This is a genomic window from Microbacterium sp. NPDC090003 (genome assembly GCF_044748385.1).
In the GTDB taxonomy this organism is placed as follows: domain Bacteria; phylum Actinomycetota; class Actinomycetes; order Actinomycetales; family Microbacteriaceae; genus Microbacterium.
This window is the reverse complement of the sequence record NZ_JBIVFW010000001.1, coordinates 133407-147120: the sequence shown is the minus strand read 5'-3', so window position 1 is coordinate 147120 and position 13714 is coordinate 133407. Positions and strand designations below refer to the sequence as shown.

At 68.7% G+C, this 13714-nt stretch carries 11 protein-coding genes; 3 read left to right on the top strand and 8 right to left on the bottom strand.

What is annotated here, in order from left to right; all coding sequences use genetic code 11:
* Positions 1–69: 69 nt before the first annotated feature.
* Complete coding sequence (locus ACIPVN_RS00695; protein ID WP_400438200.1) at positions 70–573, bottom strand: endonuclease domain-containing protein; 504 nt, start codon at positions 571–573, stop codon at positions 70–72.
* A 555-nt stretch (positions 574–1128) separates the two neighbouring features.
* Here ACIPVN_RS00695 and ACIPVN_RS00690 point away from each other — a divergent pair.
* Positions 1129–1779, top strand: coding sequence for a pentapeptide repeat-containing protein (locus ACIPVN_RS00690; RefSeq protein ID WP_400438197.1), 651 nt, complete (start codon positions 1129–1131; stop codon positions 1777–1779).
* Positions 1780–1788: 9 nt separating this feature from the next.
* On the opposite strand, the gene ACIPVN_RS00685 is transcribed toward ACIPVN_RS00690, so the two are convergent.
* Genes ACIPVN_RS00685 through ACIPVN_RS00670 form a run of 4 tightly spaced genes read right to left on the bottom strand, consistent with a single transcriptional unit; the run spans position 1789 to position 6697 of the window.
* Positions 1789–3303, bottom strand: coding sequence for an ATP-binding cassette domain-containing protein (locus tag ACIPVN_RS00685; protein ID WP_400438195.1), 1515 nt, complete (start codon positions 3301–3303; stop codon positions 1789–1791).
* Positions 3300–4112 carry an ABC transporter permease gene (locus ACIPVN_RS00680; RefSeq protein WP_400438193.1) on the bottom strand — a complete coding sequence of 271 codons (813 nt, stop codon included), beginning with the start codon at positions 4110–4112 and terminating at the stop codon, positions 3300–3302. The genes ACIPVN_RS00685 and ACIPVN_RS00680 overlap by 4 nt, the downstream gene beginning before the upstream one ends.
* Positions 4109–5053 (bottom strand): ABC transporter permease, encoded by a 945-nt coding sequence (locus ACIPVN_RS00675; protein ID WP_400438191.1) that lies wholly within the window; start codon positions 5051–5053, stop codon positions 4109–4111. Before ACIPVN_RS00675 ends, ACIPVN_RS00680 begins: the two co-directional genes overlap by 4 nt.
* 33 nt (positions 5054–5086) lie before the next feature.
* Entirely contained in the window at positions 5087–6697 is a 1611-nt protein-coding gene (locus ACIPVN_RS00670) for an ABC transporter substrate-binding protein (protein ID WP_400438189.1), read from the bottom strand.
* Positions 6698–6865: 168 nt separating this feature from the next.
* Here ACIPVN_RS00670 and valS point away from each other — a divergent pair, with 168 nt between their 5' ends.
* Together valS and ACIPVN_RS00660 are read left to right on the top strand one after the other, a co-directional pair.
* A complete protein-coding gene (valS, locus tag ACIPVN_RS00665; protein WP_400438187.1) occupies positions 6866–9481 on the top strand; it encodes a valine--tRNA ligase in 2616 nt (871 codons plus the stop codon).
* Complete coding sequence (locus tag ACIPVN_RS00660) at positions 9481–9696, top strand: hypothetical protein (protein WP_400438185.1); 216 nt, start codon at positions 9481–9483, stop codon at positions 9694–9696. Before valS ends, ACIPVN_RS00660 begins: the two co-directional genes overlap by 1 nt.
* A 274-nt stretch (positions 9697–9970) precedes the next feature.
* On the opposite strand, the gene clpX is transcribed toward ACIPVN_RS00660, so the two are convergent.
* The 3 genes from clpX to ACIPVN_RS00645 form a co-directional block, all read right to left on the bottom strand.
* Positions 9971–11239 carry an ATP-dependent Clp protease ATP-binding subunit ClpX gene (gene clpX, locus ACIPVN_RS00655; RefSeq protein ID WP_400438183.1) on the bottom strand — a complete coding sequence of 423 codons (1269 nt, stop codon included), beginning with the start codon at positions 11237–11239 and terminating at the stop codon, positions 9971–9973.
* 172 nt (positions 11240–11411) lie between these two features.
* Positions 11412–12263 carry an aldehyde dehydrogenase family protein gene (locus tag ACIPVN_RS00650; protein WP_400438181.1) on the bottom strand — a complete coding sequence of 284 codons (852 nt, stop codon included), beginning with the start codon at positions 12261–12263 and terminating at the stop codon, positions 11412–11414.
* Positions 12260–13702 carry an aldehyde dehydrogenase family protein gene (locus ACIPVN_RS00645; RefSeq protein WP_400438179.1) on the bottom strand — a complete coding sequence of 481 codons (1443 nt, stop codon included), beginning with the start codon at positions 13700–13702 and terminating at the stop codon, positions 12260–12262. Before ACIPVN_RS00645 ends, ACIPVN_RS00650 begins: the two co-directional genes overlap by 4 nt.
* Between the last annotated feature and the right edge of the window lie 12 nt (positions 13703–13714).

The window sequence follows — 13714 nt, the reverse complement described above, 5'->3', positions numbered from 1 at the left end:
GATCTCGCAGATCTGCACGATCTCGCACCCCTCCCGCGCGAAGCCTGCGAGATAGTGCAGATCTGCGTTTTACTGCGCATCTCGATGCAGACCTTGAGCGACGGCTCGCATGATCTGGTCCTGTACGACGTGCCAGTGATCCATGATCTGCCGGTACCCCACGCGGATGACGTGGTACCCGAGCAGCTTCAACACCGCATCGTGACGGATGTCTTCATCTCTTTGCGCTCCAACGTGGGTGGCGCCGTCGATCTGCAGAACGAGACGCTGTCCGATGAGCGCGTCGACCCGGTGCCCTGCCAGCCATATCTGGAAGTACAACGGCAGTCGCAACCACCGCAGCCGAGGGCGGAGATACGTCTCGAGCCCCGCGTCGGCGAACGGCCAGGCGTCTTCCAGCAGCCGCCGGGCAACCGCCTTCAACGGCAATCTCTCCAGCGCCGCGCGCTCGACGAGTCCACGGTTGAGCGCAGAGTCCCAGGTAGCGAGAGCCTGTTCGTAGGGCTCGCAGTCTGCGACGAGGGCGAGCACGTTCTCGATGGGATCGGCGAGCGCATCCGGATGCCGCGGCACGAGCGGCTTCGCCCAGTGCAGATGAACTCCCCTTCGCTTTCGAGCAGCGCTGCCGGGACTGGCACCGACGTGGACGGATCGAGATCGTTCGTGAACCCAGAGCCCGAGCCTGCGCGCCTCGGTCACGCAGCTGATCACCACGCCCTGCTCGGCCGCCGCGATCAGTTCCGGGGCCGCTCCAGGGAGGGCGACCCACCCCTGCCTGACGCGAAGAACCGCCCCACTCCTGATCGCACGATCGATTCGGTATCGGCTGACTCCCCGCGCCTGCAGGGTGGCGGTCCGTCCGACGCCGCCGAGGCGGGAGAGGTGTTCGGTCACAGGGCGCGCAGGTCGGGTCATCCGTCGACTATGCGAGCGCGGACGCCGCGTGCTGACTCATTTCGCTGCAATTGGGCGCAAGTCCGCCCCGGGAGCGAGTGTGCAGAATCAGTGAAACGTCGCAGTTCTGCAGGATCTCGCACTCAAACGGCTGAATGTCTGCGAGGTCGTGCAGATCTGCGAGGTAGCAAGGACAGCCGCGCGGGTGTCGGCGGCCCGCCCTACGCTCAAGGAATGGCCCGCTCCCCCGAGACTCCCGTCGCACCTCGCGTCTCGCCTCCCGACCTTCCCGACCACCTCGACGCCGCGGTCGCCGCGCGCAACGCCGACCTCATCGCCGCGCGTGTCGAGCTCGCGGGCGACGCCGACCTCGCCTACGCGTCGCTCGAGCAGTGCGTCGTGACTGTGGATGCCGACACGGTCGACCTCACCGGGGCGACCCTGCTCGATGTCGATCTCACCGGCATACGGGCCTCCTCGGTCAAGCTCCGCGGTGCCGGCATCCGCCGCCTGCGGGTGACCGGCGGCCGCATCGGCACGCTCGACCTCAGCACCACTCGGGTCTCCGAACTCGAACTCCGCGACCTCCGCATCGACTACCTGAACCTGGGAGCGGCCCGCGTCGAAGACGTCGACGTGATCGGATGCCGCATCCGCGCTCTGGACATGCCCCAGGCCGAGCTCACGCGCGTACGTTTCACCGATTCGGCGAGCGACGAGGTCGACACCCGGGGCATGCGGGCGAGCGATGTGGATCTGCGCGGACTCGACGCGCTCGCCTTCCTCGATGCGAACAGCCTGCGAGGCACGACGCTCACGTCGTTCCAGGTGCAGCAACTCGCTCCGGTGTTCGCGGCGGGACTCGGCATCCACGTCACCGGCTGACCGACCCGATCAGGGCCGGCGGACGCCGCTCGCAGCGAGCAGCTCCCGAGTGAACGGATGCTGCGGCGCGGCGAACACCTCGGCGACCGCTCCCCGCTCCACGATCCGACCCCCCTGCATCACCAGCACGTCGTCGGCGATCGCGCCCACGACGTCGAGGTCGTGGGAGACGAAGACCATCGTCAACCGCCTTTCGCGCTGCAGGCGGTCGAGCAGACGCAGCACGCGCTCCCGCACCGAGGGATCGAGTGCCGAGACCGGCTCGTCGAGCACGAGCACGTCCGGGTCCGCGGCGAGCGCGCGGGCGATCGCCGCGCGCTGCCGCTGCCCGCCGGAGAGTTCCGACGGCCGACGCCGAGCGAGGGACGGATCGAGATCGACCTCGGCGAGAAGAGCCGACACGCGCTTACGACGTTCGGCACGCGGAACACCACCGGCGGCGAGCGCCTCGTGCAGTGAACGTCCGACGCTCCACCGCGGGTCGAAGGCGCCGAGCGGATTCTGGTGCACGAACTGCACCCGGTGCGCCCCGTTCCAGCGGATGCTCCCGGTATCCGGCGCCTGCACTCCCAGCAGCACCCGTGCGAGCGTGGTCTTGCCCGATCCGGATTCCCCCACGATCCCGAGCGTCGTGCCCTGGCACACGTCGAACGAGGCATCGACGACGGCGGGAACTCCCGCGAACGCTACCGAGACCCGCTCGACCGAGGCCACCGGTTCACCGCCGGCGTCTGCCGCCTCACGGGGCTCGTGCAGTGTCGCGGCGATGAGTTGCCGCGTGTACGGATGCTGCGGAGCTTCGAGCACCTCGGCGACGGCGCCCTCCTCCACGATCGCTCCGTCGCGCATCACCAGCACCCGGTCGGCGAGCAGTCGCACGGCGGCGAAGTCGTGGCTGATGAAGAGGACGGCGGTGCCGGCATCCGTGATCTCCCTCAGCAGATCGAGGATCTTCGCCTGCACGGTGGCATCGAGTGCTGTGGTCGGCTCATCGGCGATGAGTGCGGCGGGTCCGGCAGCGAGCGCCGAGGCGATGAGCGCCCTCTGCCGCAGGCCACCCGAGAGCTCGTGCGGATACTGGCGCATGCGACGCTCGGGCTCCGGCATCCAGACCCGGCGCAGCAGCGCGAGCACCCGCTCCCTCAGCGCGCCTCCGGCCCGCGCATGCAGGCGCAGCGGCTCGGCGATCTCCGATCCGATCCGCTGCAGCGGGTCGAGAGCCACGAGAGCGTCCTGCGCCACCAGCGCCACGCGCGCCCCGCGTATGCGTCGCCACGCGCGCTCGTCGAGGCCCCGCACGTCGGTGCCGTCGATGCGCATCGCGCCGGAGGCGACGGTGGCCCGGCGGGGAGCGAGACCGAGGAGCGCCCGGGCGGTGAGGGACTTCCCCGCTCCGGATTCCCCCACGATCGCGACGCACTCGCCGGGTGCCACGGTGAGCGATACTCCGTCCACGACGGGGACGCCCTCGATCGTGATGTGCAGGCCCTGCACCTCGACCACCGGCACGATGTTCTCGCTCATCGCCCGCTCCCCTCCGCACGCGTCCGCAGCACGCGTCCGACGATCGTCGCCGCGATCACCGTGACGGTGATGGCGATACCGGGGAACACCGAGATCCACCAGGCCTGGCCGAGCACGTTCCGTCCTCCCGCGAGCATGAGACCCCACTCCGGTGTCGGCTCCGCCGGCCCCAATCCGAGGAAGCTGAGTCCGGAAGCGGCGAGGATGCTCGAGCCGATGCCGATCGTCGCCAGCACGCTCAACGATCCCAGTACCCCGGGGAGGACATGGCGCCAGAACGCCAGCAGACGCGGCACCCCCAGGATGCGCGCGGCCTCCACGTGCTCGGCGACGCGAAGCGTCCGCGTCTGCACGCGGGCGAGCCGGATGTACACGGGGACAGCGGCGAGTGTCACGGCGATCGCCACGTTCACCGGCCCGGGCCCGAGCACGGCGATCACGACGAGGGCGACGAGGAACTCCGGGAATGCCATGAGCACGTCGTTCACGCGCATGAGCGACACGTCGACCCACCGAGGTGCGAAACCCGCGATCGCTCCGATCGCGAGGCCGGTGACGAGCGCGATCGCCGTGGCGAGGAGCCCGATACCGACCGAACGCGCGGCGCCGTACACGACCCGGGAGTACACGTCGCGGCCGCTCTGGTCCGTGCCGAAGAGGTGGTCGGCACTCGGCGGGAGCAAGGCTCCCCTCACATCGGTCAGTACGGGGTCGTGCGTCGCGAGGACTCCCGGGAAGGCGGCGGCGAATGCGATGACGCACAGCACCCCGACGCCTGCCCACAGCAGCACCCGCTGCGCGCGGCTCATCGGCTCGCCTCGCGTCCGACCGCGCGCACGCGCGGGTCGATGAGCGGGTGCACGAGCTCCACGATGACGTTCACGATCACGAACACGAGCGCGCTGAGCAGGATGATGCCCGAGATCACGGGGAGATCGCGGTCGCTGATCGCGGCGAGTGTCACCCGGCCGAGTCCCGGCCGCGCGAAGACGGTCTCGACCAGCACCGCCCCGCCGAGCACGGATCCGGCGAGATAGGCGGTGAGCGTCACGGCGCCCGCCGCACCGTGACGCAGACCGTGCCGCAGCGTGAACCATCCCGCGCTCGCGCCCCGCGCGCGCACGGTCTCGGCGAACGGCATCCGCTCGGCCTGCACGAGGCCATCACGCAGCACCTGGCCGAGCAGGGCGGCGACGGGCAGGGCGAGTGTGATCGCCGGAAGCACGATGGTGGCGGGGTTGCGCGCGCCCGAGACGGGGAACCAGCCCAGCCCGAACGCGAACACGCTCAACAGCACCAGCCCGATCCAGAACACCGGCGACGAGAGCACGACCAGCTCGATGCCCGTCGCGACGGCGCGCGCAGTCTCGCCGCGCACGAGAAGCGCGACGGAGAGGGCGAGCACGACGGCGATGAGCAACGCGAGCGCCGAGAGCTGCAGGGTCGCGCCGAGCTGCCTGCCGATGACCTCCGCCACCGGCATCCGCAACTGATACGACTCGCCCAGGTCTCCGCGCACCAGCCGAGCGAGATAGTCGACGTACTGCTCGACGGGTGGGCGGTTCAGCCCGAGGTCTTCTCGGATGCCGTCCTTGACCGCCTCGCTGACCTGCGCCTGAGGGCCGAGCATCACCGAGACCGGATCACCGGGGATCACGCGGAAGGCCAGGAACGCCACCGTGGCGGCGCCCCACAGAACGACGACCACGGATGCGACGAGACCGGCGATCTTCGCGAGCGCAGCCTTCACCGCTCTCCTCTCAGCGCCGTGCGTCGACCCGGGTCAGCCGACCGTCACATCGTAGAACAGCGGCCGGCCGTAGAGGTCGTAGGCGAGTCCGTCGACGCGTTCGCCGACCGCGGTGATCGCCGAGGGGCTGTAGAGCGGCACGATCGCCGTGTAGGTCGCGTTCCATTCCTGCAGCTGCGTGTAGATCGCATTGCGCTGGGTCTGGTCGCTGGTGGCCACGGCCTGCTCGAGAAGCCCGTCGACCTCGGCGTCGGTGACCTGCGAGGCGTTCTGGAATCCGTCGGTGTGCAGATGCGAGCGCAGGAAGTCGGGGTCGACGCCCGAGAAGCCCCAGTCGGTGAGGTCGAAGGTCTTGGGTCCGTACTGCTCGTTGTAGGCGCCCGGCTCGAGGACCTCGCGCTCGACCTCGAAGCCGATCTTCTTCAGATCGGACTGGATCGCGTTCGCAAGGGCCGCACGGTCGTCGGGCACCGGCGTCCAGGCGATCCAGCGTGCGGAGAGGCGCGCGCCGTCCTTCATGCGGATGCCGTCGGTGTCGCGCTCGGTCCAACCGGCTTCGTCGAGGAGTCGGTTCGCCTCGTCGGGGTCGAATGCCCATGTGCCCTCGAGTGCGGCGTCGTAGCCCGGCGTCGTCGAGCTCAGCACGCTCCAGGCGCGGGGGAACTGGCCGAAGAAGATCTCCTCGACCGCGGGGTCGATGTCGATGCCGCGGGCGAAGGCCTGGCGCACCTTCTCATCGGCGAACACACCGTACTTCTCGTTGAGGTAGAGCGAGTACGGCAGACCGGGGTACTCGATCGAGTCGACGCGTACACCGTCACCGAGATCCCCGGCGAGATTCGGCGGGATGTTGCTGGCGAGGTCGGCCTCGCCACTGGTCACGACGCCCGCACGGACGGATGCCTCGGGCTGGATCTCGACGCGCAGGGTCTCGAACTTCGGGGCTCCCTCGCCGTGCGGACCCCAGGCGTAGTCGTCGTTGCGGGTGTACACGAGCTCCTGGTCGGGCGTGTACTCGGTGAGCTCGAACGGCCCGGTGCCGACCGTGATCCCCGGGCCGCCGGCCTTGAGCTGATCGGCGGAGTCGGCGAGGACCGCCGGCGAGTAGAACCCGAGCTGAGGCGTGCTGGCCGCCTGCAGGAACGGGGCGTAGGGCTGGGTGAAGCTCACCGTGACCGTGTGGTCGTCGACGACCTCGGTGCCCGCGTAGAAGTCGGCACCGAGCATGCTCGCCGCCTGCGCGGATGCGGTCTCCGGGTCGACGATGCGGTCGAAGTTCGCCTTGACCGCGGCCGCGTCGAAGGGCTCGCCGTCGGTGAAGGTGACGTCGTCGCGCAGCGTGAAGGTGTACTCCGTGCTGTCGTCCGACACGGTCCAGTCGGTCGCGAGCCACGGCGAGAACGTGCCGTCCTCCTCCTGGAAGACGAGCGAGTCGAGCACCGCGCGCTGCACCGTGCCCGACACGTCGAGCTGGCTGACCTGTGGGTCCATGTGACCGGCGGAGAGGTTCGCGCCCTCGATCGACCACACCACCTCGCCGTCTCCGTCCTGCCCACCGGGGGCGGCGCAGGCGCTGAGCGCGAGGGCGGTCACGGCGACGATCGCCGCGACAGGGAGAAGACGGCGCACGGATGCTGCGGGCATGACGATTCCTCAGAACGAAAACGGGGGTGATATCAGTCTAGGACCGATTCTTGGACTGGGTCGATCTGCGACGGCATCCGCTCCTCCGCGCCCTCGCTAGACTGGTGGGCACACCCACACTCAGGCACGCTCACACAGTGCCGCATACATCGCTCGAGGAGACCCGTCATGCCTGCTTCCGAAATCGTGCAGAACCAGATTCCCGACAAGCCCGCACTCGAAGGTCTCGAAGCGAAGTGGGACACCGCCTGGGCGGAGCAGGGCACCTACCTCTTCGATCGCCTGCGCGCCGCGCAGTCCGGTCGCGAAGGCGTGTACTCGATCGACACCCCGCCGCCGACGGCATCCGGCAGCCTGCACATCGGTCACGTGTTCTCCTACACCCACACAGACGTGAAGGCACGCTTCGAGCGCATGCGCGGCAAGACCGTGTTCTACCCGATGGGCTGGGATGACAACGGCCTCCCGACCGAGCGCCGCGTGCAGAACTACTACGGAGTGCGCTGCGACCCGTCGCTGCCCTACACCCCTGACTTCACTCCCCCGTTCGAGGGCGGCGACAACAAGTCCAGCCGCGCCGCCGACCAGCTGCCGATCAGCCGCCGCAACTTCATCGAGCTGTGCGAACGCCTCACCCTCGAGGACGAGAAGCAGTTCGAGGCGCTGTTCCGTCAGCTCGGCCTGAGCGTGGACTGGACGCAGACGTATCGCACGATCTCCGACGACACGATCCGCCAGAGCCAGCTCGCCTTCCTGCGCAACATCGAGCGCGGCGAGGCATACCAGGCCCTCGCCCCGACGCTCTGGGACATCGACTTCCGATCCGCGATCGCGCAGGCCGAGCTCGAGGACCGCGAGCAGCAGGCCGCCTATCACACGATCGAGTTCCCCTTCGCGGACGGCTCGGGGTCGATCGCGATCGACACCACCCGCCCGGAACTGCTCCCCGCGTGCATCGCGCTCGTGACGCACCCCGAGGGGCCGCACAAGCATCTGATCGGCACGAAGGTGCGCACGCCCTTCTTCGGCGCCGAGATCGAGATCCACGGTCACCACCTCGCCCAGCCCGACAAGGGCACCGGAGCGGCGATGGTCTGCACCTTCGGCGACGTGACCGACATCATCTGGTGGCGCGAACTGCGCACCGCCGCCGGTGAGTCGCTGCCGAACATGACGACCATCGGTCTGGACGGCCGCTTCCTGCCGGATGCGCCGACGACCGTCGCCGACGCCGACGCACGCGCCTGGTACGCCGAAGAGGTCGCGGGCAAGACGGTGTTCAGCGCCCGCAAGGCGATCGTCGAGAAGCTGCAGGAGACCGGCGACATGACCGCGGTCGGCAAGCCGTTCAGTCACGCGGTGAAGTTCTTCGAGAAGGGCGACCGCCCGCTCGAGATCGTGTCGACGCGCCAGTGGTACATCCGCAACGGTGCCCGCGACGGCGACCTGCGCGAGCAGCTGCTCTCGCACGGCACCGAACTGAACTGGTACCCGGACTTCATGCGCGTGCGGTACGAGAACTGGGTCGGCGGGCTCACCGGCGACTGGCTCGTGTCGCGTCAGCGCTTCTTCGGCGTGCCGATCCCGCTCTGGTACGGACTCGACGAGAACGGCGAACGCGACTACGACCGCGTGATCGTGCCGGATGCCGCGTCGCTTCCGATCGACCCAACAACCGACGTGCCCGACGGATACACCGAGGACCAGCGCGGCGTCGCGGGCGGCTTCGACGCCGAGGCCGACATCTTCGACACCTGGGCGACCTCCTCGCTCACCCCGCAGCTCGCCGGAGGCTGGCAGCGCGACGAGGAGCTGTGGAACCTCACGGCCCCGTTCGATCTGCGCCCGCAGGGTCAGGACATCATCCGCACCTGGCTCTTCTCGACCATGCTGCGATCCGTCCTCGAAGACGGCCGCTCGCCGTGGCGCAACGCCGCCATCAGCGGTTTCATCGTCGACCCCGACCGCAAGAAGATGTCGAAGTCCAAGGGCAATGTGGTCACTCCCGCCGACATCCTCGAGACGCACGGCTCGGATGCCGTCCGCTACTGGGCCGCGTCGAGCCGCCTCGGCGCCGATGCCGCCTTCGATCCCCAGAGCCCGACGCAGGTGAAGATCGGCCGTCGTCTCGCGATCAAGGTGCTGAACGCGGCGAAGTTCGTGCTGTCGTTCCCGGTTCCCGAGGGCGCCCAGGTCACGCACGCCCTCGACGCCTCGATGCTCAGCGCGCTCGACGGAGTGATCGCCGAGGCCACCGCCGCGTTCGAGAACTACGACCAGGCCCGCGCGCTCGAGATCACCGAAGCGTTCTTCTGGACGTTCTGCGATGACTACCTCGAGCTGGTGAAGGAGCGCGCCTACAACCAGAACGATGTGGGTCAGGCATCCGCTGCCCTGGCGCTGCGCCTCGCGCTGTCGACACTGCTGCGCCTGCTCGCCCCCGTGCTGTCGTTCGCGACCGAAGAGGCGTGGTCGTGGTTCGAGGAGGGCTCGGTGCACACCGCCGCCTGGCCGGAGGCACTCGGCATCGAGGGCGACACCGCCGTGCTGTCGGCGGCGAGTGAGGCGCTGATCGGTATCCGCCGCGCGAAGACCGAGGCCAAGGCCTCGCAGAAGACTCCGGTGTCACGGGCGGTGATCGCCGCACCCGCCGCGAAGCTCGTCGCTCTCGAAGCCGCCGCCGACGACCTGCGGGCCGTGGGCCGGATCGCCGAGCTGGAGTTCGTGGAGGCGGATGCTTTCGCCGTCACCGCTATCGAGCTCGCACCGACCGAGGCCTCCTGATGCAGCTGGGCACGCGCTGGGCGAGCGGATCCGAGGCTCCCGCATCGGTTCCCGCCGCTCTGCGTCCCGCGATCGCCGAGGTCGAATCCCGCGGCCTCAGCGGTCATTGGACCCTCACCTGGCTCGAGGGGCGCGCGATCGCCGAACTCGACGCCGGCTGGGAGGTTCTGCAGTCCGCGACGGGTGAGATCATCGCGCGCCCGTTCGAGGACTGACGCTCCGCCGTCATCGTGAGAGGTCCCTCCACTTACGGGCGGAGGGACCTCTTGCGATTTCGCCATCGCAGATCTGCGCGACGGCGTCGGCACCGGCTACGGCGCGATCGCCGCGTGCTTCCACCACGGGACGCTCGTGCCCGCGGGTTCGATCTGGAACTCGGTTTCCCCGTCGCCACGGCGTCGACCGATCCGCTGATCACCACCACCGGCGCCTCGGTGCAGGCATCCGCGCACAGATGTCATCCCGCCGGTCGCGTGACGAACTCCGAGGTCACGCGCTCTTGCGCTTGCGCTCCATCACGATCGTGGGAGGCGCACCTTCGTCGACGGCGGCGCGGGTCACGATCACCTTGGCAACATCTTCGGCCGAGGGGATCTCGAACATGATCGGCCCCAGCACGTCTTCGAGGATCGCGCGCAGGCCTCGGGCGCCGGTCTTGCGCTCGACGGCGAGGTCGGCGATCGAGCGGAGCGCGTCGTCTTCGAACTCGAGCTGCACGCCGTCGAGCTCGAACATGCGCTGGTACTGCTTGACGAGCGCGTTGCGCGGGCCGGTGAGGATGTCGATCAGTGCGTCCTGGTCGAGCGGAGACACGGAGGCGATCACGGGCAGGCGCCCGATGAACTCGGGGATCAGGCCGAACTTGTGCAGGTCGTCAGGCAGCACCTCGCTGAAGAGGTCGAGTTCCTTGCCCTTGTCATGGAGCGGGGCGCCGAAGCCGATGCCGTGCTTGCCGACGCGCGCCGAGACGATGTCTTCGAGGCCCGCGAACGCCCCCGCCACGATGAACAGCACGTTGGTGGTGTCGATCTGCAGGAACTCCTGATGCGGATGCTTACGCCCGCCCTGCGGCGGTACCGAGGCGACCGTGCCCTCGAGGATCTTGAGCAGCGCCTGCTGCACGCCCTCGCCCGAGACGTCGCGGGTGATGGACGGGTTCTCGGCCTTGCGAGCGACCTTGTCGATCTCGTCGATGTAGATGATGCCCTGCTCGGCGCGCTTGACGTCGTAATCGGCGGCCTGGATCAGCTTGAGCAGGATGTTCTCGACGTCCTCACCGACGTAACCTGCCTCGGTGAGCGCGGTCGCGTCCGCGACGGCGAACGGCACGTTGAGTCGTTTGGCGAGGGTCTGCGCGAGATATGTCTTGCCGCAACCGGTCGGTCCGATGAGCATGATGTTGCTCTTCGCGATCTCGACCTCGTCGGCCTTCTGCTCGGCAGGCTGCAGGGTGCTGTGCGCGCGCGTGCGCTTGTAGTGGTTGTACACGGCGACCGCGAGCGCCTTCTTGGCGGGCTCCTGGCCGACGACGTACTCCTCGAGGAACGAGAAGATCTCGCGGGGCTTGGGCAGATCGAAGTCCGTCACGCCCTCGGCGGAGGACTCCGCCATCCGCTCCTCGATGATCTCGTTGCACAGCTCGACGCACTCGTCGCAGATGTACACACCGGGGCCAGCGATGAGCTGCTGCACCTGCTTCTGGCTCTTTCCGCAGAACGAGCACTTGAACAGGTCAGCGCTTTCACCGATACGGGCCATGCGCGTCCTCCTATGGGGGATCCAGAGATCGTCATCCGAGCCTAACCTCTGCATCGGACACCGGGACGCATTGGCGCGGGTCCGTGTCAGAGAGCCTCGGTTCGGAGCGATCGACACGACGAAGGGCCGGCCCGCAGCATCCTGCGAACCGGCCCTTCGATGAGCCATCGGATCAGATCATGCTCTTGGTGTGCCACACCGTCTTGACCTCGGTGAACGCCGCGATGCGCTCGGGAGAGGCGACGACCTCACCCGGTGCGATCACACGCTTGAGCGTGTCGGCCGCGGCGATCTGAAGATCGACCCACTCGAGCGCACCGGCACCGGCGAGATCGAGCGCGTTCACGTCCTGATGCGAGGCGAGCCACGGTGCGATCTCGGCCGGCGATCCGGTCAGCACGTTGACCACGCCCCCGGGCACGTCGCTGGTCGCGAGCACCTCGGCGAGGCTGATGGCCGACAGCGGATGCCGCTCACTCGCGATCACGACGACCGTGTTGCCCGCGACGAGCGCGGGTGCCACGACCGAGACGAGACCGATCAGAGCCGAGTCCTGCGGCGCGACGATCGCGACGACGCCGGTGGGCTCGGGAACCGTGATGTTGAAGTACGGACCCGCCACGGGGTTCGCATTGCCGGCGACCTGCGCGTACTTGTCGCACCATCCCGCGTACCAGACCCAGAGGTCGATCGCTTCGTCGACCTGCGAGGCCGCGGCCGATGCCGACGCCCCCTCCTGAGCGACGATCTCGTCGATGAACTGCGCGCGGCGACCCTCGAGCACCTCGGCGACGCGGTAAAGCACCTGGCCGCGGTTGTACGCGGTGGCGCCCGACCAGCCCTTCACCGCCGAGCGCGCCGCGACGACGGCATCCCTGGCATCCTTGCGCGAACCCTGCGCCGCGTTCGCGAGGAAGGCGCCCTTGGGCGAGACGACCTCATAGGTCCGGCCCGACTCGCTGCGCGGGAACGCTCCGCCGATCGCGAGCTTGTACGTCTTCGGCACGGTCAGTCGCTTGCTCATGCTGCCGATCCCTTCAGGTAGGCGGTGAGACCCTGGCGGCCGCCCTCGCGGCCGTAACCGGACTCCTTGTATCCGCCGAACGGGCTCGACGGGTCGAAACGGTTGAAGGTGTTCGCCCACACCACGCCCGCGCGCAAACGGTCGGCGACGGCGAGGATGCGCGACCCCTTGTCCGACCAGATGCCCGCGGAGAGGCCGTAGGGGGTGTTGTTGGCCTTGGCGATGGCCTCGGCCGGCGTGCGGAAGGTCAGCACCGAGAGCACCGGTCCGAACACCTCGTCACGGGCGATGCGGTGCGAGGCCTCGACGCCGGTGAAGATCGTCGGGGCGAACCAGAAGCCCTTCTCGGGGATCGCGCAGTCCGCGGTCCAACGCTCAGCGCCCTCCGCCTCGCCGATGTCGCTGAGCTCTCGGATGCGTGCCAGCTGGGCTGCGGAGTTGATGGCGCCGATGTCGGTGTTCTTGTCGAGCGGGTCCCCCAGACGCAGCGTCGACAGGCGCGTCTTGAGCCGATCGATGACCTCGTCGTGGATCGACTCCTGCACGAGCAGCCGGCTCCCGGCGCAGCACACGTGCCCCTGGTTGAAGAAGATGCCGTTGACGATCCCCTCGACCGCCTGGTCGATCGGCGCATCGTCGAACACGATGTTCGCGGCCTTGCCGCCGAGCTCGAGCGTGAGCTTCTTGTTCGTGCCGGCCACAGCCTTCGCGATGTCGCGGCCGACGCCGGTCGAACCGGTGAAGGCGACCTTGTCGACGTCGGGGTGACGCACGAGAGCCGCGCCCGTGGACCCTGCTCCCGTGATGATGTTGACGACACCGGCGGGCAGATCCGCCTGCTGCAGGATCTCCGCGAAGATCAGCGCGGTGAGCGGCGTCGTCTCGGCGGGCTTCAGCACGACCGTGTTGCCGGCTGCAAGCGCAGGGGCGAGCTTCCACGCGAGCATCAGCAGCGGGAAGTTCCACGGGATGACCTGTCCGGCCACGCCGAGCGCACGCGGGTTCGCACCGAGTCCGGCGTGATCGAGCTTGTCGGCCCACCCGGCGTAGTAGAAGAACCAGGCGGCGACCAGAGGCACGTCGACGTCGCGGCTCTCCTTGATCGGCTTGCCGTTGTCGAGGCTCTCGGCCACGGCGAGCTCACGGGCGCGCTCCTGCACGAGGCGGGCGATTCGGAAGAGGTACTTGCCGCGGTCGCGACCGCTCATCCGCGACCACGTCTTCTCGTAGGCACGGCGCGCAGCGGCGACGGCACGGTCGACGTCGTCGTCGCTCGCGGTCGCGATCTCGGCGATGCGCTGCTCGGTCGCGGGCGAGATGGTGGTGAAGCCGTCGCCGGACCCATCGACGAACTCGCCGTCGATGAAGAGGCCGTAGCTGTCCTTGAGGTTCAGCAGCGCCGTGGATTCCGGCGCGGGGGCGTATTCCAGAAATGACATTTTGCGTATCCC